This window comes from Phytohabitans aurantiacus (genome assembly GCF_027923225.1).
In the GTDB taxonomy this organism is placed as follows: domain Bacteria; phylum Actinomycetota; class Actinomycetes; order Mycobacteriales; family Micromonosporaceae; genus Phytohabitans; species Phytohabitans aurantiacus.
Genome location: NZ_BSDI01000032.1, coordinates 18,236 through 44,270 on the forward strand (window position 1 = coordinate 18,236; position 26,035 = coordinate 44,270).

Consider the following 26,035-nt stretch of genomic DNA (forward strand, 5'->3'; position numbering starts at 1 on the left):
CTCCTACAGGGCCAGGACGCGGGGGTCGGCGAGCCGGATGGATTCCCCGGCCGCGTGGGCTTTGACGACACCGTTGACGGACCGGGTGACGGTCACGTCCTGCGGTGTGCTGGCGTCGTTGTTGACGGTCACGGTGACGACCTCGCCGGCGACCCGCAGGTCATACGGTTCGGCGGTGGTCGACCACAGGGCGGTGCCGGTGACGTCGAGGCTCCACGCCGTGGATGTGGTGTCCTCGGCGGTGGCCAGGTCGGAGCCACCAGTGTCCAACCTGGACTCGTCGAGGACGAACACGTTGTACGGGCTGGCCGGCACGCAGTTGAAGGTGATGGTCCGCCGGTGCGATCCGATTGTCTCGGTGTAGCCGAGCACCATCAGCGACACCAGGTCGGCTTCGAGGTTGTCGATGGTGATCAGGTCGCCGATGTTGACCGCGTCGGTGTCCGCCTCCAAGGCGGGGGCGGCGTCGAGGTCGACGGTCACCTGCGGGTAGCGGATGTCGGGTGTGGTGCCCAGGTGCAGCCGCCAGCCGGCGATGTCGGGCAGCACCGTGTCGGAGGCGGTGTTCACGTCGTACTGGGTGTCGTAGCGGCCAACACCGTCCGGGTCGTCGGCCGGGTCGTTGACGTTCAGCGGGCCGGTTTCTTGGACCGCGCGGGCGCTGGAACCGTTGCTGCGCTTCACCGTCACGTCGTTGCGGACGTGTTGGTCGTCGATGTCCGGGTCGATCGGCGGGGCGATCTGCCCGGCGTCGAAGTCCAGTTCCAGCACCGGGGTTTGGTTGTAGAGGGCGGTGCGGGTGCAGTAGGTGATGCCCACACCGCCGCGGGTCTCGAACAGGATGCCGCCGTCGGCGCGTTCGCACTCGGTGAGTAGCTCGGTGAGGGTACCGACCGGTTGCGGACCCATGGGCGTGCTGTCGCCCGCCGTGCCGACGAGGGTGAACGCGACGTCTTCCTCTTCGCACAGCCGGTCGGCGCGGCCGGCGGCGGTCTCCTTAATCCAGCCGGTGAACGCCTGCTCCAGGCCGTCGACGGTGGCGGAGCTGTTGCCGATGATGATGTGCCCGATGCTGGTGTCCGCCAGGCCCGCGCCCGGGCCTATGTAGACCTCGTCGGCGGCGCCGACGGTCTGCACGGTGAACGTTCCGGAGCCGATGCCGGGAACCTCGGTGCCGTCGGACTGGAGGTAGTGGGTGGCGACCTCGTAGTCGACGTCGGCGCCGTCCTGGGTGACTTCGAACCCGAGCATCGCTATCTGGCCGTCGATGGCGAAGCCGAACGCGCCGGAGTCTTCCACCACAGCGAACGTGGAGTCCAGGCCCTGAAGCTTGAGGGTGCCGTTGAACGCGCTGCCGTAGATGAGCCGCCACAGCCGGATGGTGCCGGTGCCGGGGGCGGTGTAGAGGTCGGCGAGCACCTGATCGCTGCCCAGCCCGGCGGCGGGGAAGGACGCGAACATCCGGAACTTGAGGGTGCCGGTGCCGGCCGCCGCCGGGCATCGGCCGTGGAGCACCGCGGTGGGCGCGGATCCCATGTCGATGCACGGGGCGGAGCCGGGGAAGACGTCCGACGAGCCGAGCTGTGGGCTGCCGCCGACGATCCGCATCGGCCCGTGCGAGGCCAGGCCGGCGGCGAGCTCGGTAGCGCCGGAGCTGTCCTCACCTGACCAGTAGGCGACGATGCCGGTGTTGGTCTGCCGGATCACCTCCCGGAACGCCGGCGACCGTAGCGGGGACGCGCCTTGGCCGAGGCGGCGCAGCACACCGGAGGCGGTGACCTCGGTCCAGGCGTCGCCCTTGATGGCCCGTCGTGGCTTCCACGACGAGACTTCGCCGACGAAGCGGCCGCTGCCGCCGCCGCTGGTGGAGATCCAGATCGGTGTGTTCCGGCCGATCTTCCCGTACAGGCTGGACGACGGGTTGCGGGGGTTGAACATGCCGTCCCGGTTGTCGAACGTCAGCGTCGCCGTCGACGGGGTCGGCTCTGGCTGCTCGTCGCCGCGACCGCGGCCGATCTCGATCGGGTCGCGGGTGTACACCCGGTCGCTGTGGTCGTTCCACACCCCGTCGTAGAACAGCTCGACGACGACGTCCTGCTTAGCCACGAGCGGCCACCACCCGACCGTCGCGCACCGACAGCTGCAGCGCGTTGGTGCGGATCAGCTCCAGGATCAGCTCGGCGAGCTTGCGCATGGCGGTGGTGCCGCCCGGGCCGGCCTCCACGAGCAGGGCCATCGACCCGCCGCCGCCGGATGGGATGACCCGCTCGCCGGAGCGCAGCAGGGCCAGGAACTCGCCGCCCATCGCGCCGGAGGCGGTGCCGCCGGTGTGGAACTTGGGGATGTTCGGCACGCTGATACCGCGCCCGCCGATGCCCGGTACCCACGACGGGACCGTCCACGACAGCCGGCCGACGGTGTTGTTCCAGGCGTCGGCGACGAAGTTGAACGCGGCACGGAACGGCGCGGTGATGATGCCGAACAGGCCAGTGAAAGCGGACTTGATCCGCCCCGGTAGCGCCTTCAGCACCGACCAAATCTTGCCGTACACAGTGGACACAATCGTCCACCATGCCCAGAAGCCTTTCTTCACCCACTCGATCGCAAAGCCGACCGCGGCGGTCATGCCTTTCCAGATCGTCTGGAACCACGTCGTCTTCGTAGCGATGAGCACGATGATCGCGATCAGGGCGATGACGGCGAGGATGATCAGGATGATCGGGTTGGCGGACATGGCCAGGTTCAGCAGCCACTGCGCGCCGGCCCACACCTTCGACCCCAGCGCGGCGACCTTCTGCGCCGCCGCGGTGGCGAGCGTGGCGACCTTCGTCGTCTTCAGCCAGGCGACCGCGGACTTCATCGACGGGATGAGGAAGTTGTAGAACCCGGACGCGAGGTCGCCGATGCCGAAGCCGAGCAGCAGCAGCGACTCGAACCCGATGTCCCCCGAGGTGGCCATCTTGAGGCCCTGGAAGCCGTCCTGCAGACCGGTCAGCGTGTCGCGGAACCCCATGGCTTTGGTGTCCACGTTGTCGGCTGCCTCGCCGGCCCGGTCGAAGCCGTCGGACGCGGCGCCGACCTCGCGTTCCATGTCGCGGGCGGACGCGCCGACCCGGTCGAACGTGTCCTCCAGCTTCGCCGAGTCGCCAGCGAAGGTCAGCTTCACCTCGTTGGCCATCAGGTCACCTCGAATCCGGCCTGCTCGGCAACACCGATCAGCGCGCCCTCAAGCGCCGACTGGAGGGCGTCACGCTTCACGACGAGCGCCTTCCACAGGAAGCGGCCCTCCTTGTAGAAGGGACGCTGCGCTGGCCGGTTGCCGGGCCCCTTGCCGCCGAAGTCGAGCCACGGGTAGTACGGGGCGCGCCGGCCGCCGCCGGAGACCCGGGCCTCGGTGCGGGTGGACTTGGCCTTGATGGTGCCTGCGGCCCGCCCAGAGCGCCGTGGGACGCGCGGGCGGGCGTAGTCGATGACGAGGCCGGTGGCGTCGTTGAACGCGATCCGCAGCGCCTTAGGCAGGTCGGAGTCGAGCTTGCGCAGGTTCCGCTGGAACTCGGCCAAGCCCTCGATCTTGATTGGCTCGGCCATGTCCTCACCCCTTCGCCTTCAGCCGTTCCATCTCCTCGCGCTGCGCCTTCCGCGCGTAGTACACGCTCCAGCGAACGAATTCGCCGTTGTCCATGTCAGCCCTCAGTCGGGCGACCGTCATCCCCAGCTTCTGGGCCAGAAACATCTCGAAACTCGGCCTCCGGGTCGGCTTCCAGGTCCCGGTACGCCTCCTTCGCCGAGGTCGGCAGCATCCCGGACAGGCGCTGGATCGCTTCGGTCACCGGCTCCAGCTCGCCCGCGGCGGAAGCGTTCTGCCACCGGCCGACCTCGGCCTCGGTGAGCGTCGGTTCCACCATCGCGGCGGCGATCATCTTGCGTTCCAGCACGAGCGCGCGCGGCCCGTCGACGTCGCCGGCCAGGTCGGTCGCCTTGCGCACCAGAAGCACCTCGGCGCGCGACAGCGCCCGCACCCGCACGGCACCGACGCCCGGGATGTCGACGTCGGCCTCGGCCAGGCGTGGCCTGAACAGCTGCTCCTTGTCCACGCTCATGCGGACGCTCCAATCACGATGACGTCGTAGGTGACCGACGTCGAGCCGGCCGAGTTGGTGAACGTGAGCAGGTCACCAGTGGAGCCGGTGACCGCGTATGCGGTGGCGTCTGGTGCGACCGCGAGGAACAGCCCGCCGGGCCGGACGGCGATGCCATCGCCGGCAGCCAGGAACAGCGGCACGCCGTTGGACGCCGGACGCGTGACGTTGACGTTGTTGGTGTTGCCCGTCGCCGCGTACACGACCAGCGCCTTGAGGCGGGCGAACGTCTGCGTCGCCCCGAGCGCGTTGGTGAGGCTCCCAGCGAAGTCGAGATCCTCGGTCGCGGACGCGGTCAGGGTGCGCCGGTCGTGCCAGAGCATGTCCGCCTGGTTGGCGCTGGTGCCGGTGGCCAGTTCGATGTTCTTCAGGTAGTTGAGCGTGTCGTCCGGTGTGGACAGGTCCAGCGCGTTCGTGAGAGCCGCGAGCAGCGACAGGCTCAGCCGGGTCGTCAGTGCCATGTCGTGCCCCTAAGCCTGGTTGGTGGAGGTGACGGCGTCGGACAGTTGCAGCTTCACGGACCACGTCACGTAGTCCGCGACCGGCGCCGTTTCGACGTACTCCTCGACGAGCACGCTGACCGAGTCCTGCGGCAGGCCGGATCCGGTGCCCTCCGGCCGGCGGATCAGCGTCACGACGGTGCCGACGAGGGGCTCGATGATGTCGCGCGGCCCGGCGGCGGTGTTGTCGTAGATGCCGCCCATCGACGCCTCGCCGTCGCCGAGACCACCGCCGTACACGTGGTCGTCCTTGCCGTACGTGGTCAGGTCGTGCTTGTCCGCCTTGCGGGTCAGCTCGGAGGTGTTGCAGAACGCCGACAGGTCGTTACCGGCCAGCGAGATGAACGTGTCCTTGGCGTGGACGAAAGCCATGTCAGGCGCTCCCTTTCCCTGCGATGTCCAATGTGAACAGTGCGGCGAGATAGTCGTCGCCGCCCCGGGTCAGCACGTCGAACGTCACCTCGGTGACGACTAGCCGGTCGAACGCGTTGTAGACGCCGGATTCCAAGACGTGCTTCACCGATGCGGAGCCGGAGCCGTCCGCGTACTGCGACACGAGGTCACGCGTCTGCCGGTCGTTGGGCTTGCCGACCGCCACGACCACGCCGAGGTCGGTGATGCGGTCCATGCCCCTGCCGTACGTTGCGTCGAAGGTGTACGCCGACGGGTAGGCGATCCACGCGGCCGGGGGCGCCAGTCTGTCCGGCGGGTACGCGGACACCCGCAACCCGTCGATCGTGCCGAGGCGCGCCGCGACCTGGTCCATGACGTCACCGAGGTTCATGCCGCGGCCCACCAACGCCGGTACGGGTTGAGCACCACCGCGACGTCCGGGTCGACGCGGGCGAGTAGCCGCATCTCCGACCCGTCATCCGGCGACCCGGCGATCCCGTACGGGGACTGGCGGCGGGCGAAAATCCGCGACGCCTGCAACAGGGTTGCCTGTTTCACCGCAGAAGGCACCGCAGACCACCCCCAGAGCGCCGTCACGGCCACCTCGTCACGGGCCCCGGTCGGTTGCTGCGCCGAGTTGAGCAGAACCACCATCTGCGTCCACGGTCGGCCCTTCGCTGCCGCATTACGTGGTTCCAGGGCGTACTCGTCGATGGTGCCGACCGTCACGCCGTCCTCGTCCTGCACGATCGCAGCGAAGTTGGTCGTCGACATCAGGTCGTCGAACACGACGACCCAGCGGCAGATCCGCCGATCCCACTGCCCCGTGTAGAACCGTTGCTCGGCCGCTGCGACGACGCCGAACTGTCGGCCACAGTGGGTGTCGACCGCGCGGGAGGCGGCCGTGATGGCAAGGGCGACCTGCGCGTCATCGTCGGTGTCGCTGATGCGCAGAAACGCCTTCAGCTCCGCCGACGTCACGTAGTCAGGTGCCCATGCCATCCCGGCCTACCTCAGACGTTGCTCGGGACGGCGAGCACGGTCGCGTGGCACACGAACGTGTCCGTGGCACCGCCGGAGGTGACCCGCAACCGCAGCCACGGCCGGCCAGGCTGGATCTGCACCGCGGCGACCGTGCGGTCATCGCCGGTGCCGGCCGCCAGCGCGCCGGTGACGAACGAGGTGACCGCGGCCGCCGGGGTGCCGATGGAGCCCGACGAGTCCGGCGCATCCTGGATCACCCACGTGAGGCTGTCGGTCGTGCCCGCCGTCGACGCGGACAGCACCACCAGGATCCGGTCGCCCGGGTCGTAGTTCGCGGCCGCGGCCAGGTTGATGTCGTCCGGCGTGCCGAAGTCGAACGAGGTCGTGGTGGCGGTGGAGATGGTGACCTTCGCCGAGCCGAGCAGCTCCGCAGCGGCCATGTCCCACCGAACAGTCGAACTCATGAATGGCTCCCTATCTCAGGCGGCGCTGGCGTTGCGGAGGATCTTGTACGAGGACCGGTTCTGGACGTTGCCGTCCGCGCGCTCCCACGCGGTGTACTCGACCTGACCGTTCGCGGCCCGCGAGTACGGGTTGACGACCACGACCAGGTTCGACACCCGGCGGATCACGTACGACTCGCGGAAGTCGCCGTACGCCATGATGTGCGTGTCCGCCGAGGTGGAGATGGCCGGCACAGCCTCGTCGATGACCACCGGCTTGCCCAGCAGCAGACGCTCGGGGCGGCCGGAGATGCCCTCCGTGCTGGACTGGATGATCGGACGGCCGTTGCCGTCGACGATGAGCCGAAGCACCGACCAGGTGCTCTTGCGCATCAGCCAGCGGGCGTTCGGGTCGTACTCCTCGTCGAGCAGGTCCTGGAACTCGACCAGGTCCTCGTAGTCGGGAGCGTCGTCGGTGTCGAGGTCCCGGTCGGCGGTCAGGCTCGCCGCGAGAATGCCCTTCGGCTGGCCCACACCCGTGCCGGTCACCCAGTGGGAAGCCTGCTTGCGGGCGATCCGGGTACCCAGCGCGCGGGCCACCAGGCCGGCGATGTCGAACGCGGAGTCCTGGAGCAGCTCGACCGGCACGCGCAGCGGCAGGTTGGTACCAGCGCCGGCGCTGGTGTACTTGTACGCACCCAGGGCGACGGTGCCGAACACGAGGTCGGCGCCGGACGCGACCGCCGCGTTCTCGGCGGTGATGTCGCCCTCGTTGGCGGTGTCGTCCAGCGACGGGTACTCGATCGGGTTGCCGTTGCCGGTGTCGAAGGTGTCCACAACAGACGCGAACCCACCGAACGCCTTGCGGACCTCGACGAGCTTCTGGCGGAAGCCGGGCGGGACGGTGTAGCCACCGGCCGCCGACGTGCCCTCGCCCTGCTCGTTGGTCACCCGCAGCCCGGAGATGTCCGCGTTGGGAACGCCGGTGCGCAGGTAGGAGTTGAACGCCGCGTCCAGGGTGTCCGGCTGCCGGTTCGGGATGAACGCCGGCCCGCCGTTGACCGGGGTGTTGTAGGCGTTGTTCCGGGCCCGCAACTCGTTCGACTTGCGGACGTTCTCCAGCTCCTTCTCCAGCGCCTCGTACTCGGTCACCTCGGCGTCGGTGAACGACCGGCCGTCGGCGGCGTCCACGATCGCCTGAAGGGCGGCCAGGATCTCCTCGATGGTTCGCACTACGCCCCCCTCAGGGCTACGCGGGCACGCGCCCGGATGAGTTGCGAACGCCGGTCTTCCGGCGCCGCGGCCTTGCTGTCGTTGGCGACCCGGTCGGCCAGGCCGGCCTTGACCGCCTCCGCCGACCCGTACCAGGTGGTCCGCTCCATCGCCGCGGCCCAGTGCGCGGCCGGCTTGCCGGTGCGGTCGGCGTAGATGCCGGCGATCGTGGCGTCGAGCTCGTCGAGCAGGTCGGCCATCTCCCGCATGTCGCGCTTGTTGCCCAGCACGATCCCCGACGCGTCGTGGATCATCATCTTGGCCGGCTTCTCGATGACGATCTCGTCGCCGGCCATGGCCAGGAACGATGCCGCCGACGCGGCAACGCTGTCCACGTAGGACACAACATCGCTGGGATGGTTGAGCAACGCCGCGTGCATGGCGATGGCGTCGAACACGGACCCGCCGCCGGAGTTGAGGTGCAGGTCGATCCCGCCGTCGCCGATGCCGTCCAGCTCCTTGGCGAACGATGCGGCGGTGATGCCGTCGTCGAACCAGTCGCCGCCGATGTAGCCGTACACGCGGACGGTGGTACGGCCTGACGCGGCCGCCTCGACCCGCAGCGAGCCCGGCTCGGAGTGGAAAGATTTACCACTCGCGAGCTGCCGGCCGCGGTCAGCCAGCGCGACGAGGCGGGACAGGTCCCTCACGCCGGAACCTCCTCGCGCTCAGGTGGATCACTTTGAGACACCTCGGGCTCGGGCTCCGGGGCGGGCATCAGTTCGTCGCCGCCCTCGACCGGCGGCATGTTCCGGATCGCGCGCGCCTCGTTGACGGTGAGGATCGGCTTGCCGCCGGTCTGCTTGAGCAGCAGCTCGATCTCCTGCTCCGGCGTCGGCCGCTCCAGGCCGGCGAAGTCGAACTCGACGAACCGCGGGGCCGGCAGCAGCCGGGACAGGCGCTCCTCGATCCGCTTCGCCCAGTGGCCGAGCGTGAACCGGGCCAGACCCCGGTACTGGATCTCCACGCCGGTGCCCCACGTCGACACCGCCGACGGGTCCATGAGCAGCGTGGCCGGCACGCCGAACCAGCGGGCGATCTCCTGGATGGAAAATGCGCGGGACTCCAGGAACTGGGCGTCCTTCGCGGTCATCGTCCAGGGCGTGAACTTCAGCTTCCGGTTGATGACCGGGATGCCGCCCGCGTTCTCCCAGCCGGAGACCTTCTGCTCGATCTCCGCCTTGATCTGCTTGACCTCGTCGGGCTCGACGTCCTCGTCGGGGGTGACCATGCCGGCGATGAGCGCGCCGTTGGACAGCTGCCGCGCCGCGGCCCGGTCGCCGGCGATGGCGGTGCCGAGGCTGTTGCGCGCGACCGTGATCGGGGACAGGCCGCGGAGCCCGTCGGTGCACAGCGCGGGGATGTGCGTCATCGTGCGGGCGTCGAACTCCTCGACCTGGCCCACGTTCACGCCGGTCTGCCGGTACGCCTTGAACAGCTTCCCGCCGGGCCGGTCGGGTGCCTCGTCGATGGACACGCACAGCGGGTGGATCGGCTCCAGCGCGAGCAACTGGCCGGCGCCGCCGTAGATGTGCTTCAGGAACGCGTTGCCGTGCAGCAGCAGGTGCAGCATCACGGTCTCTTTCCACTCGTACGGAGTGGGACCGAACTGCCCGCCGGGGTTGTCCAGGAACGACGTCATCCGCTGCCGCTGGCCGTCGCCGGTGTCCCGGATCGACCGCATCGGCAGCGTGCCCATCGTGCCGGCGATCAGGGCCACCGCCCGGTAGACCGCCGACAGCCCGAGGGCGGAACCTTCGCCGACGTCGACGCCGGCGAAGTTCGGCGTGCCGAGGCTGAACAGCTCGACGAGCGCCGGGTCAGAGATCGAGATCAGGTTCTGGGCAGGCGTCGACTCCCGCCGTCGCCATGGCCACCTGATCTTCATGCACCGGATGGTACGCCCACCGGTCATACTTCCGGTATGACCAGCAGGACGACACCCGGTATGGAGACATCCGTGCGGGCGTCGCTGCCGACAACTGTCGGCAAGGACCAGGCCGCAGCCGAGTTGGCGCTCACCTACGCACGCGCGATCGACGCCGGCGGCGACCTGACCAGGCTCGGCCCGCAGCTGCTCACCGCCCTTGAGGCGCTGATGCTCACGCCCAGGGCCCGGGCCGCGGCACTGAAGGTGGTGGGCGGTGACAGCAGCACCCCAGCAGCAGCACCAGCCGCACCAGCTCCCGGCAACCCGCTTGACGAGCTACGCCAGCGACGGACCGCTCGGTAGCACCCTGCCGCGGCTGGCCACGCCGCCGCTGGTGACCGGCCCGCCCGGCGGCTGCGAGTGCGGGTGCGCGCTCACCCCGGCGACCAGCTACGGCTTCGACGTCATCGACTTCGCCCGCGACGTCGTCGATCTGCCCCTCGACCCCTGGGAGGAGCTGGCCGTCATCCACGGCGGCGAGCTGCTGCCCGACGGCCGCCCCCGCTTCCGCGTCCTGCTCATCCTGGTCGCGAGACAAAACGGCAAAACCACGCTGGCGAAGGTGCTGGTCCTGTACTGGATGTTCGTCGAGATCGTCGGCGCCGTCCTCAACACCAGCACCGACCGCAGCTACGCCAAGAGGTTCTGGGTCGCCTGCTGCGAGCTGGCGAAGAGCAACCGCTGGCTGGCCGAGCACCTCGGCCCGGACGCCATCCGCAAGACCATCTCCGAGGAGTCGCTGACGACCCTCGACGGCGCCGAGCTCACGTTCGCGGCCAACAACGGGCGCGCCGGCCGGTCCATGACTCTCGCCCGGTGGCTGTGCGACGAGCTGCGCGAACACCTCTCGTTCGACACGTGGGACAGCGCGACCAACGCCCAGAACGCCGTGCCGCACGCCCAGACCGTGTGCATCTCCAACCAGGGCAGCGACCTGTCCGTTGTCCTCGACAGCATCCGCGACAGCGCCTTGCAGTTCATCGAGACCGGCGTCGGCGACCGCCGCGTCGGCCTGCTGGAGTGGTCCGCCCCCGACGGCGCCGACCCGACCGACCTCGAGGCCCTGGCCGCCGCCAACCCCAACCTCGGCCGCCGCCTCGACCCCGACGCGCTCCTCGGCGCGGCGATGCGGGCCAAGCGCGCCGGCGGCATCGAGCTGGCCGGCTTCCGCACCGAGGTGCTGTGTCAGCGGGTGCGGCTGCTCGACCCGGCCATCGACCCGGACGCCTGGGCGGCCCTGGGCGTCGACGAGCCGGTCGACCTGGCCGAGCACCGCCAGCAGGTCGCGCTGTGCTTCGACGTCAGCCTCGACAGCCTCCACGCCACGCTCGTGGCGGCCGCGGTCGTCGACGGCCTCGTCTGGGTGGACGCGGTCGCCGCATGGGAAGGCCCGAACTGCACCAAGCTGCTGCGCACCGAGCTGCCCGACATCGTCAAGCGGGTCAAGCCGCGCGCCGTCGGCTGGTTCCCCACCGGCCCGGCCGCCGCCGTCGCCGCCGACCTCGCCGACCGGGGACACCGCGGCTGGCCACCCCGCCGGGTCGTCGTCGAAGAGATCCGCGGCGAGGTCACCCAGGTCACCATGGGTCTCGCCGAGCAGGTCCAGGCCCGCCAGCTACGCCACTCCCGCGACCAGCTGCTCACCGCGCACATCGGCGGCGCACAGCGGCTCTGGAGAGGCGACGCGTGGGTGTTCACCCGCCGCGGCGCCGGGCAGATCGACGGCGCGTACGCGGTCGCCGGCGCGGTGCACCTCGCCCGCACGCTGCCGCCCGCCCCGCCGCCGCTGACGGTGGCCTGACCGCGAAGAAAAAATCCAGGGCGGCGGGTGTCCCTGGCCCCCGGGTTGCCGAACTTTCCGAGACCCGCCCGCGCGGTGGGCGATTTCGCCAACGGGCTTGGCGATTTCACCAGCGTGAGCGTGGTTGTGGTGGTGGGCTGTGCCTCGTTGGATCCCCGACGTGTAGGTTGCAGGGCTCGCACGCTGCTGCGAGGTAGCGGGGGTCATCCCCGTACGCCTTGCCCCTGGTGTGGTGTACGCAGGTGGCGGTGGTGGTGCACACCCCTGGGATCTGGAGTGTGCACCTGCCCTTGTTCTCCATGGCGTTGGAGGCGAGCACCTTGGCGCGTAGCTTGCGCCATCGTCTGGTGCTGCCCTTGCGCCAGCTGCGGCTCATGGTTCCTCGTACCAGCTGTCCTCGTGCCCGTCCTGCTGGGCTTGCCTGAGGCGGTCGTCTGCGCGGGCGATCTTCTCGGCGTGGCGTTGTCGTAGCCCTGCGTCCCTGCGGGCCTGGTGGCCGTCGTGGAACGCCTTGCGGGCGGCCTTGCGGCGCAGGGTGGCTTCTACGGCGGCGTGGAGTCGCTCGCGCCACTCGTCCTCTCCGTACGGCTGCGGGTCGCTCATCGCGTCCCGCCCAACGCACTGACCGCCCGCCCGTACCGCGATCTGTGTGCGCAGTGCAGTGCGTCATATATACGCACTGACGCACTGACGCACTGGCACACGGGGGTGTGTTGACGCACTGGCAACGCACACCAACGCACTGACGCACTCATAGGCCAGCCGCCTTGTCCAGACACCAGGAACAGGTGTCGTAGCCGGCGGTGACCATGTCCGGGGGCAACACCGTTCCGCACCCGGTCACACACGTGGGGCGCTCGCCGAACGCGTCGATTTCCGTCTCACCGGGCGTGCCGGTCAGCTCCGCGAGCTTCGCGTAGCCGGCCGGGGTGAGCGTGTGGAGCTTCGCGCGGCGCCCGCCGTCCTTGGTGACCGCGTACGCCCGGTCGACCGCTTCCGCGAGTGCGTCGCGGGCCGACTTCTGCGTGATGGTGCGGTCCTTGGTGACCGCCTGCTCGACGACGCGTCCGGACGCCCCGGTGTGGTCCCGGATGTACTCCAGCACGGCGGTCAGCGCCTCCAGGGCGGCCGTTTCGCGCCTGGAGCCCTCCGCGTACACCAGGCGCTTACGGGCGTCGTCGTAGACGAGCTGGCCCTCCCGGACGTCGACGTCGCGACCGAACGCGCTAAAGAACCGACGTGCGGCGGGCTCGGCGTCGGCCAACGGGTTGTCGTCGTCCTTCTTGCGCAGCAGGCGCCACTCGGCGTCGGGCCAGTCCCGCAGCCGGGACGCGCCGCGCGAGCGTTCGGCGGCGTGGCCCATGTGGTGCACCAGCAGCACCTCGTCGACGCCGGCGGCGGCCGCGGTGGCGGTGAGCGCGTCCAGGAACCGACCGACCTCGCGGTTCTCGTTCTCGGAGAAGCCCAGCGACGACAGGATCGGGCCGAGGCAGTCGACGATCCACACCCGGGCCTCGGCGGCGCGGAGCTTCTCCACCCAAGATGCGCGGATGACGTCGTCGAGCAGGTCGAACGTCGACGCCAACCCGCGCATGGGCACGAGGTGGATGCGGTCGGCGTTGCGGATCTCCTGGCGGCGTAGCCAGTCGCGCAGCTTGACACGCGGCATCTCGAAGTCGCACAGCACGATCGACCCGTCGGTCACCGGCTCGACGTCGAACACGCCGAGGAACCGGTCGCCGTCGGCGAGGCTGCGCAACACGTTCCCGACCGTGGTGGTCTTGCCGGCCTTGTACTGGGCGGCCAGCACGATGTTCCCCTGGCGTGGCCACAGCCCGTCGAAGCGCCACAGCGGGGTGTCGTCGACCTCGGCGAGGAAGTCGGGCAGCGCCACCAGGTCGGGGACGTTGATGTCGCCGGCCAGCTCGGCAGCGCGGCGTTTCTTGGCCTCCTCGCGGGCCAGCAGGCGCACGTACTCGTCGTCGGTGGCCGACGCCAGGCGCTCACGTCGGCGTGCGCGGCGTACCTGCTCGCGGGCCTCGGCCTCCTGCCGTTCCCACGCGGCGTGTTCCTCGGTGCCCTCGTCGAACGGGTTGCGGGCGTCGCCTGGCGCGTCGACGTCGGACCAGTCGATCGGGTCCGGCTCGTGCACGGCGGTCAACCGCGCCGGTCCGTCCGCACGAGCCAGCGGATGACGCTCGCGAAGTCGGGCAGGTCGGTGCCGACGGCGGCGTTGATGTCGCGGGTCATCTGCTCCGTGGCCTCGCGGTAGCCGTCCCGCTTGCCGTCGGCGTACGCGCACGCGGCCTCGTGCTCGGTCTGCTCGTGCACCGCGAGCGGCCACCGGAATACCGGCTCCAGGTCGATGCCGACCTGGTGTGCCGGGCACCGGTTGTCGGGTGTGCAGCTGGCGGGCGGTGTGCCGGGCACGCACCCGTGCGGGTGGCCGGTCATACCGCGCCCGCCTTGCGTGCGGCGCGGGCCTTGGCACTCTTGCGGGCGAGGTTGATGAAGTACGCCTTGCGGGCGTGTTCGGCGCGCTGGGCGCGCTCGGCGGGGGAGAGCTTCCCGTCGGGGTCGACGAGCTTCTCGAAGCGGTCGAGGAACGCCTTGCGGGCGGCGGCGGTCGCGGCGGGGCGGTCGTCGCAGCCGGCCCACTTGATGTGGGCGGCGTACTGGCCGACCAGGGACGCATCGGACACTGGCTCACCTTTCGGTTAGCCGTCCGAGCCCCTGGAACGACGGGCGCGTATTACCGCCGATCCGGGCATTGCCTCCCGGGTTGGCGTTGCCAACTGGCAACGCACAGCGTTAATGTGCGCGGTGAGCGAGGGGTGCTGGTAACACCCCTGTGCTCATGCCGTCGTGCCTTTGTGCGAAGGGCGCGGACGGTGGAACTACAGCCTTGTAGTCCCGCGAACGGGACAGCGGTTAAGCTATACCGCTGTCCCGTTCTGCGTACAGTCCTCTGGTGGACGAGTCGTGGGACATTCTCACAGTCCACTGTGACCAGTGGTTCACTCTGCGCCCATAGTGCCTGGTGAGACTATGTGACTGGCAGCACACCCTGTGGTCTAAGTCACAGATCGTTGTTACTCAGTGTTAAACCTGGCGTAGAGACGTACGTGTCACAAGCGGTCACCGCGCGCTGCTCGGCGGTGTGCAGCACGGGCCCGTTCGTCGGCGGCGCTGGCCGCGTAACGGCCGACCATCTGCCGGGACTTCCAGCCCGCGAGCCTCATCAGGTCCGTCTCCTGACCGCCGGAGCGCAACCAGTCGTTGGCGAACGAGTGCCGGAAGCGGTGCGGGTGGACGTCGGCGACGCCGGCCTCATCCCCGCGGCGCTCCAGCATCTGGGCGAGGCCGCTCGGTGTCATCGCGCCGCGCCGGCCGAGCCACAGCGCATCGGTGGTGGCGGCCTTCGGGTGCTTGGCCCGGGCGCGCAGGTAGCGGCGGAGCGCGTCGGCGGTCTTGGCGCCGAACGGGATGTCCCGCCCGCGGCGTCCCTTGCCCAGCACCCGGATGACGTCCTGGTCGAAGTCGACGTCCGTCACCTTCGGCATGGACACCTCGCCGAGCCGCGGTCCGGCCTCGATCAGCACGCGCAGGATCGCGGTGTCGCGCCGGTGCTCGAAGTCGGTGCCCTTCGCGGCCGCGAGCAGCCGGCCCAGCTCGTCCTCGGTGAAGACGGGTACCGGCTGTTCGGGCACGGCCGGCGGTGACATCCGCTCCATGGGTGAGCGGGTGATCTCGCCGTCGTCGACGAGCCACTTCCAGAACTGCTGGAGCGACCGGTAGTGCTTGGCGGTGGTGGCGGCGCTGAGCCGGTCGACCATGTCGGCCAGGAACGCCTCGATGTGCTCGCGCGTGATGGTGTTGATGTCCGTCGGCATGCCCTGGGCGACGAGGAAGTCGGCGAGGTTCTGTCCACACCGCAAGTAGCTGGCGATGGTCTGGTCCGACCGGTTCTTGGCCTTGAGGTGTCTGCGCCAGTCGGGCAGCAGCGTCCGGAGATCGTTCAGATCGTCGGTGAAGGTAGTGGTTTTGCCCTCCATGAGGGCGTACAGTACCTCACTGTACGAGCGTTGTGCAGATCTGCGAATGCCCGGGTCTTGGCCGTTTTCGCTGGTAGTGGGGCGGGCGGGACTCGAACCCGCGACCGAGGGATTATGAGTCCCCTGCTCTAACCGGCTGAGCTACCGCCCCGCGCTGACCGCCGGGATCGTATCCCGCTGTCGCGAGCCTCGGCCACCACCGGTTGGTTGCGTGGCGGGTGGGTCAGGAAGGGAAGCTCCCCCATTTGGACTCGAACCAAAAACCTGCCGGTTAACAGCCGGCTGCTCTGCCAATTGAGCTATGGGGGATCGCGCGCTGCCGTGCGACTGCACAAGAGTACAGGACACCCCCCGCCTCGTGGCGACAGGGTTATGGGGGACACGCCGGCACCAATTCGGGACATTCCTCCACTGCGGGCCCGAAGGTGCATGGCTGCGAGGCAGGATGGGTAGGTACTCCGAGACAGACCACGCAGGCGCGACATGATTTCGCCTCCGGGGTAGCCCTGGGGCGCAACACCGCGTCCGGTAGGAAGGAGCCGCCATGCGCGGAAAGCTGTGGTTCATCGGCGGGCTGGCTGCGGGCTTCGTCCTAGGCGCCCGCGCGGGCCGGGAGAAGTACGAAGAGCTGGTTCGCAATGCCCGCAAGATGTGGGATCACCCGACCGTGCAGGAGGCGGCCGGCGTCGCTCAGGCGCAGGCCAACCGCTTGTATGAGGAGGGTAAGGACAAGCTTGCCCACACCAAGGTGGGCGAGAAGCTCGCGAGCGGTACGACGCGCGACACCGGTGCGCTGACGTCCGAGGAGAAGATGGCCGGCACCGGAGCGACGACGACAACGTCGTCGGGTCGGTCGACGGGTCCGAACACGAACGCCAGCACGCTCTGAGCGTCACCCCCTGAGGGCCGGCCGCCATGTGGCGCCGGCCCTCACGGCGTTCGCCGATCAAGGGCAAGTCGATCGATCAAGGGCAAATGCACGCGGAAAGAGATCGAACCACGTGCATTCGCCCTTGATCGACGGAAGAGGGGGCCGCGCGGCGCCCCCGCAAAGCGGGGGCGCGGGGGCTAAGCGGGGGTGGTGGCGGGTTCGGCTGGTTGCTTGGTGGGCTCGGGGCGGGTTGGGCGCATTACCAGCAAGCAGGAGACCGCCGCCACCGCCAGCACCACAAGCGGCAGGATCAGGGTTACCTTCATCGCGTTCGTGAAGCCTTCGTGGAAGGTCTGCTCGGCGGCCGCTGTGATCGCCTGCCGTGCCTGGTCGGGCAGCCCGGGCGGGAGCGACACGCCGGACTGGCCGGCGCCGACATGAAGGCTGCCGGTGCTCGCGTCGCTGAAGCCGGCGACGAATCGATCGCGGAACTCCGGCGGTACCGCTTGCGCGTTGGCCTCGGCCGCCACGCGCAGTTTGGTGGCGAGCTGAGCCTGTAGCAGTGCGCCGACGGCGGCCGAGCCGATCACGCCGCCCAGCTGGCGGCTGGTGTTGATCAGGCCGGAGGCGGCGCCGGCGTAGCGGGGCGGGACGTCGCGCATCGCGATGGTCTGCAGGGGCGCGAAGGTGAGGCCGAGGCCGACACCGGCCACGAGCAGGCCAGGCAGCAGGCTCCACTGCCCGGAGTCGACGTGCGCGAGCCACACGACGATGCCCATGCCGGTGGCCCACAGGGTGAGGCCGGCGACGAGCAGCCACTTGCCGCCGAGGCGGTCGCGGTCGGTGATGCGGCCGGCGAACGGCGCGATCACCATCGAGACCAGGGAGACCGGCGCGACGGCGAGGCCGGCCTGCAGGGCGCTCAGACCGAGGACCGACTGTAGGAAGATCACGAGCGGCAGGAACAGGCCGAGCATCCCGAAGGCGATCGCGCCGCTCACCCAGTTCATCAGCGAGAAGTTGCGGTCCGCGAAGAGGGAGAACGGTACGAGGGGCTCCTTGTCGCGGATCAGGTACTGGTGCCAGAAGAAGATGGCCAGCACGAGTACTCCGGCACCGATGACCATCGGGATGGTGACCGGCCCCCAGACGTCGCCCCAGTGGTGCGGCTCGCCCTCGATCAGGCCGTACGTGACGAGGAAGAGCCCTGCCGTGGCGAGCACGGTGCCGCCCCAGTCGAGCCGGTGTCGCCGGTTGAGCTTGAGGTTGGGCATCACGAACACCGCCAGCGCGATGGTGAGCACGCCGACCGGTACGTTGACGAAGAAGACCCATTCCCAGCCCCAGTTGGTGACCAGGTACCCGCCGAGGGTGGGACCGGCGGCGGTGGCGACGCCCGCGACCGCGCCCCAGACGCCGAACGCCGCGCCGCGCTTCTCCGGCGGGAAGATGACCGTGATCACCGAGAGCGTCTGCGGGGTGAGTAGCGCGCCACCGACGCCCTGCACGATCCGGGCGACGATGAGCTGGCTAGGGCTGTTCGCGAAGCCGCAGGCCGCCGACGCCAGCGTGAAGACGGCCAGGCCCATGATGAACAGCTGCTTGGGGCCGAAGATGTCGCCGAGGCGCCCGGCCGAGATGAGCAGCACCGCGTACACGAGCACGTACGCGTTGATGATCCAAAGAATCTGGTCGAGCGACGCGTCCAGGCTGGCGCTCATGTCGGGTACCGCGATGTTCACGATCGTGGTGTCCAACAAGATCATGAAGAAGCCGAGGCACAGCGTGGCGAGCACGAGCCACGGGTTCTGCCGTGCTTTCATCGGATTTCCTCCGTTTTCATGGCGCCCCATGGCAGGGTGCCGCTCTGTATGTCGTCGATCAGCCCGCGTATCCAGGCCAGCTCGGCCTGGCGCATGGCCTGCGCGTACTCGACCTCGATGAGGCCGACCCGGGATATGCCGCGCTTGGCGACGCCCGCCAGCACCTCGGCGTACCCGGCGATCTCCACCTCCAACCGCACGCAGCGGCGCGCGAGCATCTCGACGGCCTCGCCGCCCTCGACCGTGTGCAGCATCTCCAGGGCGGCGGCGAAGGCCGGGTACTCCTGCCGGGGCTCGCGGACGAGCTCGCGGAGGGCGGCGTGGAACTCGTCGCGACCGGTTTCGGTGATCGCGTACACGGTGCGCTCGGGGCGCCGGCCGGCCCGGGCGGTCTCGATCGGCTCGATCAGCTCGGCCCGGTGCAGCCGCTCGACGGTGTGGTAGAGCGAGCCTGCGCGCACCTTGACGACGTGGTCGATGTACCGGTCGCGGATCGTCTGCTGGATCTCGTACGGATGCATGGGCTGCTCATGCAGCAGCTCCAGTACCACCAGCGCTAGTGTCGTCAACATCGGCATGGAATAGTCCTCCCCGTATACTCCATCTGGACTATACGCCACGGAGTAGAGAAAGCGAGTCTCCGAGCTGGCCCCCTGGTTGCTGGCTCCTCCGGACCGGGGGGTCGGCGTGATCCCCTTCGTGGGCAACGAAGGAGGAGCCGTGCCGATACAGCAGTTCGCCATCGTGGTCGCCGACTCGTCAGCCGTCCCTGTCCAGGTCGAGCGCGACGCGCCGAGCCTCGCCGAGGCCGTCCCGCCAGCCGTGCACGACCTCGAAGCCAAGGGGCACCGCCCGGCCCGCGTCGACGCCGGCGACTGGGTGACGCTCGCCGACATCGGCGCTCGGGTCGGCCGCTCGCGCGAAAACGTACGGCTGTGGGCCATCGGCCGGTACGGGCCGGGTGGCTTCCCGCCGCCGCTCAACCCGGGGTGCGACACCACCTTCTACAGCTGGGCGGAGGTGTCGGTCTGGCTGCGCGAGCGGATGGGCTTCGACGTGCCCGACGACGAGCCGGTGCTCGCCGCGATGAATCTCGCCCTTCAACTGCGCCGGCTCGCGCCGCGCCTCACTCGCATGGATCTGGTCCGCACCCTCCTCGACCCGTGAGCGCGCCGCCGGTCATCCGGGTGTCGAACTTGAGAGACCGGCCGGTCTCGGCGGTCCAGGCCGCGGTTCCCTTGCGATACGCGGCGCTTCCGGAGCGGTACGGCGTCGCGTCGTTGAAGGCGAAGCCGTAACAGCCGCGCTTCGACGAGGTCCGGGCGAGGATGGCGTACCGGTCACCGGCGAGCACCACCACCCCTGGCCGCACGGTGATCGAGCGCGCCGACCAGCCGATCCGGTCACGCGGCACGGTGATCGTGCGCAGTGGCGCCCCGACCGGCTGGAGCCGGGCGTCGACGCGCACCACCTCGAGCACCAGGTCCTGATCCGGCCAGCCGGATTGGAAGGTCGTCAGCGAGGCCCCGCTCAGGCTGCCGGTGCGCGAGGGCGTGAAGCTCTGCAGGCGACTCCAGGACGCGCCGATGTCGCAATGGGTGCGAAAGCCGTCCCGGCCGGCGGTCTGGTCGACGTCGGACGGCACGACCGGTTCGCCCGGTGATCCGGCGGCCAGCGTGAGGCGTGCGGTGGCGACGCAGGAGATCGGCCGGATGGCGCCGTCAGCGGCGAACGACAGCGGTGCCCAGAAGTAGTTCGCGAGAGCCTGGTTGGGGCGGCGCGAGTTCCACAGGTCCGCGCCGTACAGGTACGCGGTGCCCGAGGTGGTCGGTATCGGCGCGACCAAGGCGGGCTGGCCCTGGCAGGAGTTGGCGCTGATGGTCGTCGTGGCCGACCACGGTCCGAGCGGGCTGCTCGCGGTCCGGAACTCGGTGCGGGCCGCGCAGTACGGGCAGGTGTTGCCGTAGACGAGGTAGTAGGCGGCACCCCGGCGAAACAGCGACGGACCCTCCGAGCGGATCGCGCCGACGTCGGCCGCCTTCCCGGTACCGGTGGTGTATGTGTCGTCCAGCCGCTCCACGACCTGCGCGTGCCGGCGGCTGATGTCGGTGTACGCGATGTAGCCGCTGCCGTCCGCGTCGACGAAGAGGTCAAAGTCGCCATTGTTGAAGCCCGGCCCGGTGCCCATGTGCCGCAGCGTCGGCTCGGCCTCCTCCTCGAACGGCCCGGCCGGGTGGCGCGAGGTGAAGACGTGATAGCCGCTGCGATTGTCGTATCCGTTGATCCAGAGCACATACCGGTCGGTGCGCGCGTTGTAGACGACGTGCGGCCGGTAGCAGCCGAACGTGGGCGGCGCGCACCGGCGCTGCCACGCGGCGGTCGACGCGTCGAAGAGTGGACCCCGGTCGGTCCAGTGCACGAGATCCGGTGAGCTGTACACCTTGAACCCGCAGAACGGCGTGCCCCTCACCCGCAACCCGTACCCGCAGTCGTAGCTGGTCCCGTACAGGTAGTACCGGTCGCCGAAGAGCGCGAGGTCGCCGTCGTGTGCGTCGACCGCGTGCCCTTCGACATCGAACCGGGTGAGCTGGTTGCCGCCGCGGTCGAAGTTGACGATCGTGGTCTGATGGCGAGCGGCGGCTGCCGGCGCGGGCACGGCGGCCACCAGGGTGAACGCCGCCAGAAGCGCGCCGGCCGCGCCCCGAATGTCCATATTGGCGAAATTAGGTGAGCATCGCCTCAGGAGCCGGCCAACACGCCGTCAGGCGCGGTCAGTCGACGTCGAACTCGCCATCCTGCGCGCCACCCACGAACGCGTCCCACTCGTCCTTGGTGAACACGAGCACCGGTCCGGTGGGCTCAGCGGAGTTGCGCAGGCCGATCAGCTCGTCGACGAACGCGACCTCGACCGCGCTCTCCGAGTCGTCGCCCTTGGCCCGCTGCCACACCGCTCGGGACAGGTCAAAGTCACCCTTGGGGTGCTGGGCCATCGCTTGCTCCTTCACGCAAGAGTGTGTCTTCGCGGCACAGGCTATACCTCTGGTGAGCAGACAGTGGGACCCCGGCCGATCGGGCAGTATGAGCGGATGCGCAGCCTCACCCGTGCCGAAGCCGCCGAGCGGGCTGACCTGCTCAGCGTCGACTCGTACGAGATAGATCTGGACCTGACACGGGATGGTGGATTCCGATCGACCACCACGATCCGCTTCCGGGCCTCGCGGCCGGACGCCGGTACGTTCGTCGAAATCAAACCCACCACGCTGATCGCGGCCACGCTGAACGGTGCGCCGCTCGCACCGGCCATCGTGGACGGCAACAGGCTGCCACTGCCGGCGCTCGCCGCGCGCAACGCGCTCACCGTCGAGGCGGAGATGGCGTACTCCAACACGGGTGAAGGACTGCACCGCTTCGTCGATCCCGCGGATGGCGAGACCTACCTGTACGCGATGTCGTTTCTGGACCAGGCACAGCGTATCTTCGCGTGCTTCGACCAGCCGGACCTCAAGGCACCCGTCACCCTTTCGGTGACCGCGCCGCCCGGCTGGCTCGTGGCCGCCAACGGTGCGGTGGCCACGATGGACGGTGGCCGCCACACGTTCGTCACGACGCGGCCGCTCGCCACATACTTCGTGAGCCTGATCGCCGGTCCGTACCACGCCCGGTACGACGAGCACGACGGCATCCCGATCGGCCTGTACTGCCGGCGGTCGCTGGCCGCGCACCTCGACAAGGAGGCCGCTGAGCTGTTCACGGTCACGCGGCAGTGCCTGGACCGGTTTCATGAGCTGTTCGGCGTGCGGTACCCCTTTGGCCGGTACGACCAGGCGTTCGTGCCGGAGTTCAACGCGGGCGCGATGGAAAATCCGGGCCTCGTGGCGCTGCGGGACGATTTCGTCTTCCGGTCGGCGGTCACCGAAGGGCAACGCGAGCAGCGCGCGGTGACCATAGCGCACGAGATGGCGCACATGTGGTTCGGCGACCTCGTGACCATGCGGTGGTGGGACGACCTGTGGCTCAACGAGTCGTTCGCCGAGTACCTGGGCGTGCGGGTGACCGCCGAGGCGACCCGGTTCGGCGGGGCGTGGACCACGTTCGCGATGCGTCGCAAGTCCACCGGGTACATCGCCGACCAGCGGCCCTCCACGCACCCGGTCGCGCCCGAACACGTGCCCGATACGGCGCACGCGCTGCTCAACTTCGACGGCATCTCGTACGCCAAGGGTGCTTCCGTGCTCCGCCAACTCGTCGCGTGGCTGGGCGACGAACCGGTACTGGCGGGGCTGCGGGCGCACTTCGAGGCTCACCGGTTCGGTAACGCGACGCTGGCCGACCTGCTCGCCGCGTTGACGAAGGCGAGCGGGCGCGACCTTACCGACTGGGCGGACGCGTGGCTGCGCACCGCACAGGTGAACACCTTGCGGCTGGCACCGGTCATCGTGGACGGTCGCTATGAGACTGTCCACGTCGTCCAGTCGGCGCCGCCGTCGCATCCCGCGCTGCGGCCGCACCGGGTGGGCATCGGGCTGTACGACGCGGGGGCGCTCCGGCAGCGCGTCGACGTCGACGTCGCTGGTGCGAGTACGGCCGTGCCGGCGCTCGCGGGCGTGCCGGCCGCAGACCTGTTGCTGCTCAACGACGGCGACCTGACGTTCGCCAAGGTGCGCCTCGACGCCGGCTCGGCGGCCGCGCTGCCCCGGGTGCTGCCCGTGCTCACCGACCCGCTCGCTCGCGCGCTGCTGTGGGCGGCCACTGTGGACGCGGTACGCGACAACGAACTGCCGGTGGCGGACCTCGTGGCGCTTCTCGTCACCGCGTTACCGGCGGAGACCGAGGCGGTCGTCGTGGCAGACGTGCTGAAGATGAGCCGGGACCTGCTCGACCGCTACTTCGACGCGGGACAGCGAGCGGCGGCGCTCGAACACGTGGCGCAGACCTGCGGCCGGTTGCTGAGCACCGCGGCACCGGGCGGGTCGCTCCAACTCGCCGCGGCGCGGGGCTGGATCGGTGCCACCTTCGACACGGCGGGGCTCGCCGGCTGGCTGGACGCCGCCGGGGTGCCCGACGGGCTGATCGTCGATGCCGACCTGCGCTGGGCGATCCGGTACAGGCAGGCGGTACTGGGCGCGATCGGCGCGGCGGAGATCGAGGCGGAGCTGGCCACCGACCGCAGTGCCATGGGACAGGAGTGGGCGGCGCGTTGCGTGGCCGCGAGGCCGGACCCCAACACAAAGGCCGAAGCCTGGCGGCTGGTGATCTCCGACACCACCCGATCGAACCGCATCGTCGGCGCGTACGCCGAAGGCTTCTGGCAACCGGAGCAGGCTGACCTGACAGAGTCCTATGTGGAGCGGTACTTCTCGGAAATGCCGGCCGCCGCGCGCCGGCGTACCGCATGGGTCGCTGAAACCGTCGCGGCGCTGGCCTATCCCCGTTACGCCGTGGCGGCAGCCACCCGGGAAGCGGCCGCGGCGCTGCTGGCCCGCGACGACCTGGAGCCCAGCGTGCGCCGGGCCGTGACGGACGCGGACGACGGGTTGCGCCGTGCCCTCGCGGCGCGGTCGCCCGCGTGATCGAATTACGATTCCGGCATGACGGACGATGTGCGGCGGATCGGAATCATGGGTGGCACGTTCGACCCGATCCACCACGGTCACCTGGTGGCGGCGAGCGAGGTGGCCAACCGGTATGGACTGGACGAGGTCGTGTTCGTGCCCACTGGCGAGCCGTGGCAGAAGGGCGACGTTCCCGTCAGCCCGCGGGAAGACCGCTATCTGATGACGGTCATCGCGACCGCGTCGAACCCACAGTTCCACGTGAGCCGCGTCGACATCGACCGGGCAGGACCGACCTACACCGTCGACACGCTGCGCGACCTGCGCGCGCAGTACGGGCCGAAGGCGCAGCTCTTCTTCATCACCGGCGCGGACGCGCTGGGCAAGCTGCTGTCGTGGAAAGACACCGACCAGATGTTCGAGATGGCGCATTTCGTCGGGGTCACCCGTCCGGGTTTCGCGCTGTCCGACGATCACCTACCCGCTGACGTGGTGAGCCTCGTGCAGGTGCCCGCGATGGCGATTTCGTCGACCGACTGCCGCGAACGCGTCGCCGCCGGCAAGCCGGTCTGGTACCTCGTGCCGGATGGTGTGGTGCAGTACATCGCCAAGCGACGCCTTTACCGGTAATTTGTCCGTTTTAACGCTCGGCGATGGCTGCGTGGGTGTGAGAGGCTAGTCGGGTGACTGCATCCGAGCGCGCCCGAGAGTTGGCGCTTGCCGCCGCCCAGGCCGCCGCCGACAAGAAGGCGCAAGACATCGTCATCATCGACGTGGGTGACCAACTGGTCATCACCGACGCCTTCGTGCTGGCCTCCGCGCCCAATGAGCGACAGGTGCAGGCCATCGTCGACGCGATCGAGGAGCGGCTGGCCAGCCTGCCCGAAAAGGCCAAGCCCGTGCGGCGCGAAGGCGAGCGGGCCGGCCGGTGGGTGCTTCTCGACTACGTCGACGTCGTGGTGCACGTCCAGCACAGCGAGGAGCGGGAGTTCTACGCGCTCGACCGGCTGTGGAAGGACTGCCCGACGATCCCGTTCGTGGATCGCGCCCTGGTCGAAGCCGAATGACCCGTCTCATCGTCTGGCGACACGGCAACACCGATTGGAACGCTTCCAACCGCGTACAGGGACAGACCGACACCCCACTGAACGACCTCGGCCGCGAGCAGGCCGCCGCCGCCGCGCCCCTGCTCGCGGCGCTGCACCCCGACGCGATCGTCGCGAGCGACCTGCGGCGCGCGGCCGACACCGCGGCGACGCTCGCGGCGCTCACCGGGCTGCCGATCCGCACCGACCCCCGCCTGCGCGAACGGTCCTACGGCAAGTGGCAGGGCCTGACCACGGAAGAGGTCTCTTCGCTCCATCCCGAGGAGTACCGTCGCTGGCGGGCCGGCGAACGCGAGGTCGGATGCGGCGTGGAGACCCTCGACGACCTGGGCAAACGGGTCGGTCAGGCGCTCCAGGAAGCGGCCGACTCGGCGCCCGGAGGCACGGTCGTCGTGGCGACCCACGGCGGCGCGGCCCGGCAGGGCTGCGGTTTCCTGCTCGGCTGGTCGCCCGAGGTCCTGCGCTCGGTCGGCCCGTTGCAGAACTGCCACTGGACCGAGCTGGGGCACGACCAGGTCCGCGGATGGTGGCTGCGTTCGCACAACGCCGGGCTTTCCGGCAACCGGCCGACGCCGTCGCCCGTCTGACTTGATATGGGTACCCGTTCGGCTCTACTTCTTCTGACGTTGGTGCTAGCGGGGTGCGGTTCGTCGTCGCCTTCCTCCGCGCCGTCGTCGTCGCCTTCGTCGTCGTCGGCTTCGCCTTCTTCGGCCGCACCAACTACGCCGGCTCCCGTTTTGTCCTCGCCACCCGCTTCGTCACCGCCTGCTTCGTCGCCGCCTGCCACGGGTGGGATGACGCTCACCGGGCGGGTCGTGGAAGGTGTGGAGAGTGGCTGCAAGCTGCTGAGCAGCGGTGGGGTCAACTACCTGCTGCTGCCATCGGGCGACGTCAGCGATGCCGACATCCCGGTCGGCGCCCAGGTCACGGTCCGCGGCCGTCCCCAGCCAGACGTGATGACAACCTGCCAGCAGGGCACCCCTTTCACGGTGACCGAGGTCCTGTCCCGCTGACCCCGTTCCGCCCGACTCGCCCGCGCCCGTGCCCGCGGCTCGCGCGCCGCGCTCCGGGCGCGCGGGCCGCGCCGCCCCCGCCGTCCCGTCGATCAAGGGCGAATGCACGTGCTTTGATCTCTTTTCCGCGTGCATTTGCCCTTGATCCACGCA

The 26,035-nt window shown here is 69.6% G+C and carries 30 protein-coding genes and 2 tRNA genes; 9 read left to right on the plus strand and 23 right to left on the minus strand.

Annotated elements, in window-relative coordinates:
- Window positions 1–3: 3 nt before the first annotated feature.
- From QMG73_RS27910 to QMG73_RS27965, 12 genes are all read right to left on the minus strand, one after another.
- Window positions 4–2,106: a hypothetical protein gene (locus QMG73_RS27910; protein WP_281900525.1), complete on the minus strand. Its 2,103-nt coding sequence runs from the start codon at window positions 2,104–2,106 to the stop codon at window positions 4–6.
- Window positions 2,099–3,178, minus strand: a complete 1,080-nt coding sequence (locus QMG73_RS27915) for a hypothetical protein (RefSeq protein ID WP_281900526.1) — start codon at window positions 3,176–3,178, stop codon at window positions 2,099–2,101. The genes QMG73_RS27910 and QMG73_RS27915 overlap by 8 nt, the downstream gene beginning before the upstream one ends.
- A complete protein-coding gene (locus QMG73_RS27920) occupies window positions 3,178–3,588 on the minus strand; it encodes an HK97 gp10 family phage protein (RefSeq protein ID WP_281900527.1) in 411 nt (136 codons plus the stop codon). The genes QMG73_RS27915 and QMG73_RS27920 overlap by 1 nt, the downstream gene beginning before the upstream one ends.
- A gap of 95 nt (window positions 3,589–3,683) precedes the next feature.
- The gene (locus tag QMG73_RS27925; protein WP_281900528.1) at window positions 3,684–4,100 is read right to left on the minus strand and encodes a hypothetical protein; all 417 of its coding nucleotides are present in this window, start codon (window positions 4,098–4,100) and stop codon (window positions 3,684–3,686) included.
- The gene (locus tag QMG73_RS27930; RefSeq protein WP_281900530.1) at window positions 4,097–4,600 is read right to left on the minus strand and encodes a hypothetical protein; all 504 of its coding nucleotides are present in this window, start codon (window positions 4,598–4,600) and stop codon (window positions 4,097–4,099) included. The genes QMG73_RS27925 and QMG73_RS27930 overlap by 4 nt, the downstream gene beginning before the upstream one ends.
- Window positions 4,601–4,609: 9 nt before the next feature.
- The gene (locus QMG73_RS27935) at window positions 4,610–5,011 is read right to left on the minus strand and encodes a hypothetical protein (protein WP_281900532.1); all 402 of its coding nucleotides are present in this window, start codon (window positions 5,009–5,011) and stop codon (window positions 4,610–4,612) included.
- 1 nt (window position 5,012) lies between these two features.
- Entirely contained in the window at window positions 5,013–5,423 is a 411-nt protein-coding gene (locus QMG73_RS27940; RefSeq protein ID WP_281900534.1) for a hypothetical protein, read from the minus strand.
- Window positions 5,420–6,034 carry a head-tail connector protein gene (locus QMG73_RS27945; protein ID WP_281900535.1) on the minus strand — a complete coding sequence of 205 codons (615 nt, stop codon included), beginning with the start codon at window positions 6,032–6,034 and terminating at the stop codon, window positions 5,420–5,422. The genes QMG73_RS27940 and QMG73_RS27945 overlap by 4 nt, the downstream gene beginning before the upstream one ends.
- Before the next feature lie 11 nt (window positions 6,035–6,045).
- Window positions 6,046–6,480 (minus strand): hypothetical protein, encoded by a 435-nt coding sequence (locus QMG73_RS27950; RefSeq protein ID WP_281900536.1) that lies wholly within the window; start codon window positions 6,478–6,480, stop codon window positions 6,046–6,048.
- Window positions 6,481–6,495: 15 nt separating this feature from the next.
- Window positions 6,496–7,692: a phage major capsid protein gene (locus QMG73_RS27955; protein ID WP_281900538.1), complete on the minus strand. Its 1,197-nt coding sequence runs from the start codon at window positions 7,690–7,692 to the stop codon at window positions 6,496–6,498.
- Window positions 7,692–8,381 (minus strand): head maturation protease, ClpP-related, encoded by a 690-nt coding sequence (locus QMG73_RS27960; RefSeq protein WP_281900540.1) that lies wholly within the window; start codon window positions 8,379–8,381, stop codon window positions 7,692–7,694. The genes QMG73_RS27955 and QMG73_RS27960 overlap by 1 nt, the downstream gene beginning before the upstream one ends.
- Window positions 8,378–9,619 (minus strand): phage portal protein, encoded by a 1,242-nt coding sequence (locus QMG73_RS27965; RefSeq protein WP_281900541.1) that lies wholly within the window; start codon window positions 9,617–9,619, stop codon window positions 8,378–8,380. The genes QMG73_RS27960 and QMG73_RS27965 overlap by 4 nt, the downstream gene beginning before the upstream one ends.
- Before the next feature lie 36 nt (window positions 9,620–9,655).
- Here QMG73_RS27965 and QMG73_RS27970 point away from each other — a divergent pair, with 36 nt between their 5' ends.
- Together QMG73_RS27970 and QMG73_RS27975 are read left to right on the plus strand one after the other, a co-directional pair.
- On the plus strand, window positions 9,656–9,964 hold the full coding sequence (locus QMG73_RS27970) for a terminase small subunit (RefSeq protein ID WP_281900543.1): 309 nt from the start codon (window positions 9,656–9,658) through the stop codon (window positions 9,962–9,964).
- Complete coding sequence (locus QMG73_RS27975; protein WP_281900544.1) at window positions 9,876–11,462, plus strand: terminase; 1,587 nt, start codon at window positions 9,876–9,878, stop codon at window positions 11,460–11,462. The genes QMG73_RS27970 and QMG73_RS27975 overlap by 89 nt, the downstream gene beginning before the upstream one ends.
- A gap of 372 nt (window positions 11,463–11,834) precedes the next feature.
- On the opposite strand, the gene QMG73_RS27980 is transcribed toward QMG73_RS27975, so the two are convergent.
- The 7 genes from QMG73_RS27980 to QMG73_RS28010 all read right to left on the minus strand — a co-directional run bounded on the left by QMG73_RS27980 (window position 11,835) and on the right by QMG73_RS28010 (window position 15,826).
- On the minus strand, window positions 11,835–12,065 hold the full coding sequence (locus tag QMG73_RS27980) for a hypothetical protein (RefSeq protein WP_281900546.1): 231 nt from the start codon (window positions 12,063–12,065) through the stop codon (window positions 11,835–11,837).
- Between the two features lie 148 nt (window positions 12,066–12,213).
- A complete protein-coding gene (locus QMG73_RS27985) occupies window positions 12,214–13,614 on the minus strand; it encodes an AAA family ATPase (RefSeq protein WP_281900548.1) in 1,401 nt (466 codons plus the stop codon).
- Between the two features lie 5 nt (window positions 13,615–13,619).
- On the minus strand, window positions 13,620–13,916 hold the full coding sequence (locus QMG73_RS27990) for a hypothetical protein (protein ID WP_281900549.1): 297 nt from the start codon (window positions 13,914–13,916) through the stop codon (window positions 13,620–13,622).
- On the minus strand, window positions 13,913–14,164 hold the full coding sequence (locus QMG73_RS27995) for a hypothetical protein (protein ID WP_281900550.1): 252 nt from the start codon (window positions 14,162–14,164) through the stop codon (window positions 13,913–13,915). The genes QMG73_RS27990 and QMG73_RS27995 overlap by 4 nt, the downstream gene beginning before the upstream one ends.
- 426 nt (window positions 14,165–14,590) lie before the next feature.
- Window positions 14,591–15,517 carry a tyrosine-type recombinase/integrase gene (locus tag QMG73_RS28000; protein WP_281900552.1) on the minus strand — a complete coding sequence of 309 codons (927 nt, stop codon included), beginning with the start codon at window positions 15,515–15,517 and terminating at the stop codon, window positions 14,591–14,593.
- Between the two features lie 77 nt (window positions 15,518–15,594).
- Window positions 15,595–15,668 (minus strand) — tRNA-Ile (locus QMG73_RS28005).
- A gap of 85 nt (window positions 15,669–15,753) precedes the next feature.
- Window positions 15,754–15,826, minus strand: a tRNA-Asn gene (locus QMG73_RS28010).
- A 235-nt stretch (window positions 15,827–16,061) separates the two neighbouring features.
- Between QMG73_RS28010 and QMG73_RS28015 the strand changes: the two genes are divergently transcribed.
- Window positions 16,062–16,406, plus strand: a complete 345-nt coding sequence (locus QMG73_RS28015; RefSeq protein WP_281900554.1) for a hypothetical protein — start codon at window positions 16,062–16,064, stop codon at window positions 16,404–16,406.
- Window positions 16,407–16,585: 179 nt separating this feature from the next.
- Here the strand turns inward: QMG73_RS28015 and QMG73_RS28020 are convergent, their stop codons facing one another.
- Together QMG73_RS28020 and QMG73_RS28025 are read right to left on the minus strand one after the other, a co-directional pair.
- Window positions 16,586–18,211, minus strand: a complete 1,626-nt coding sequence (locus QMG73_RS28020) for a DHA2 family efflux MFS transporter permease subunit (RefSeq protein WP_281900556.1) — start codon at window positions 18,209–18,211, stop codon at window positions 16,586–16,588.
- On the minus strand, window positions 18,208–18,783 hold the full coding sequence (locus QMG73_RS28025; RefSeq protein WP_281900558.1) for a PadR family transcriptional regulator: 576 nt from the start codon (window positions 18,781–18,783) through the stop codon (window positions 18,208–18,210). Before QMG73_RS28025 ends, QMG73_RS28020 begins: the two co-directional genes overlap by 4 nt.
- A 148-nt stretch (window positions 18,784–18,931) precedes the next feature.
- Here QMG73_RS28025 and QMG73_RS28030 point away from each other — a divergent pair, with 148 nt between their 5' ends.
- The gene (locus QMG73_RS28030) at window positions 18,932–19,378 is read left to right on the plus strand and encodes a hypothetical protein (RefSeq protein WP_281900560.1); all 447 of its coding nucleotides are present in this window, start codon (window positions 18,932–18,934) and stop codon (window positions 19,376–19,378) included.
- Here the strand turns inward: QMG73_RS28030 and QMG73_RS28035 are convergent.
- Together QMG73_RS28035 and QMG73_RS28040 are read right to left on the minus strand one after the other, a co-directional pair.
- Entirely contained in the window at window positions 19,338–20,924 is a 1,587-nt protein-coding gene (locus QMG73_RS28035) for a family 43 glycosylhydrolase (protein WP_281900562.1), read from the minus strand. The genes QMG73_RS28030 and QMG73_RS28035 overlap by 41 nt on opposite strands.
- A gap of 58 nt (window positions 20,925–20,982) precedes the next feature.
- Window positions 20,983–21,201, minus strand: coding sequence for a DUF397 domain-containing protein (locus tag QMG73_RS28040; protein WP_281900564.1), 219 nt, complete (start codon window positions 21,199–21,201; stop codon window positions 20,983–20,985).
- Window positions 21,202–21,297: 96 nt separating this feature from the next.
- On the opposite strand from QMG73_RS28040, the gene pepN reads away from it, so the two are divergent.
- From pepN to QMG73_RS28065, 5 genes are all read left to right on the plus strand, one after another.
- Window positions 21,298–23,781, plus strand: a complete 2,484-nt coding sequence (pepN, locus tag QMG73_RS28045; RefSeq protein WP_281900566.1) for an aminopeptidase N — start codon at window positions 21,298–21,300, stop codon at window positions 23,779–23,781.
- Window positions 23,782–23,799: 18 nt separating this feature from the next.
- Window positions 23,800–24,393, plus strand: coding sequence for a nicotinate-nucleotide adenylyltransferase (nadD, locus tag QMG73_RS28050; RefSeq protein WP_281900568.1), 594 nt, complete (start codon window positions 23,800–23,802; stop codon window positions 24,391–24,393).
- 53 nt (window positions 24,394–24,446) lie between these two features.
- Window positions 24,447–24,830 (plus strand): ribosome silencing factor, encoded by a 384-nt coding sequence (rsfS, locus tag QMG73_RS28055; protein WP_281900570.1) that lies wholly within the window; start codon window positions 24,447–24,449, stop codon window positions 24,828–24,830.
- Complete coding sequence (locus QMG73_RS28060) at window positions 24,827–25,456, plus strand: histidine phosphatase family protein (RefSeq protein ID WP_281900572.1); 630 nt, start codon at window positions 24,827–24,829, stop codon at window positions 25,454–25,456. Before rsfS ends, QMG73_RS28060 begins: the two co-directional genes overlap by 4 nt.
- 207 nt (window positions 25,457–25,663) lie before the next feature.
- Complete coding sequence (locus QMG73_RS28065) at window positions 25,664–25,882, plus strand: hypothetical protein (protein WP_281900574.1); 219 nt, start codon at window positions 25,664–25,666, stop codon at window positions 25,880–25,882.
- Window positions 25,883–26,035: the final 153 nt, after the last annotated feature.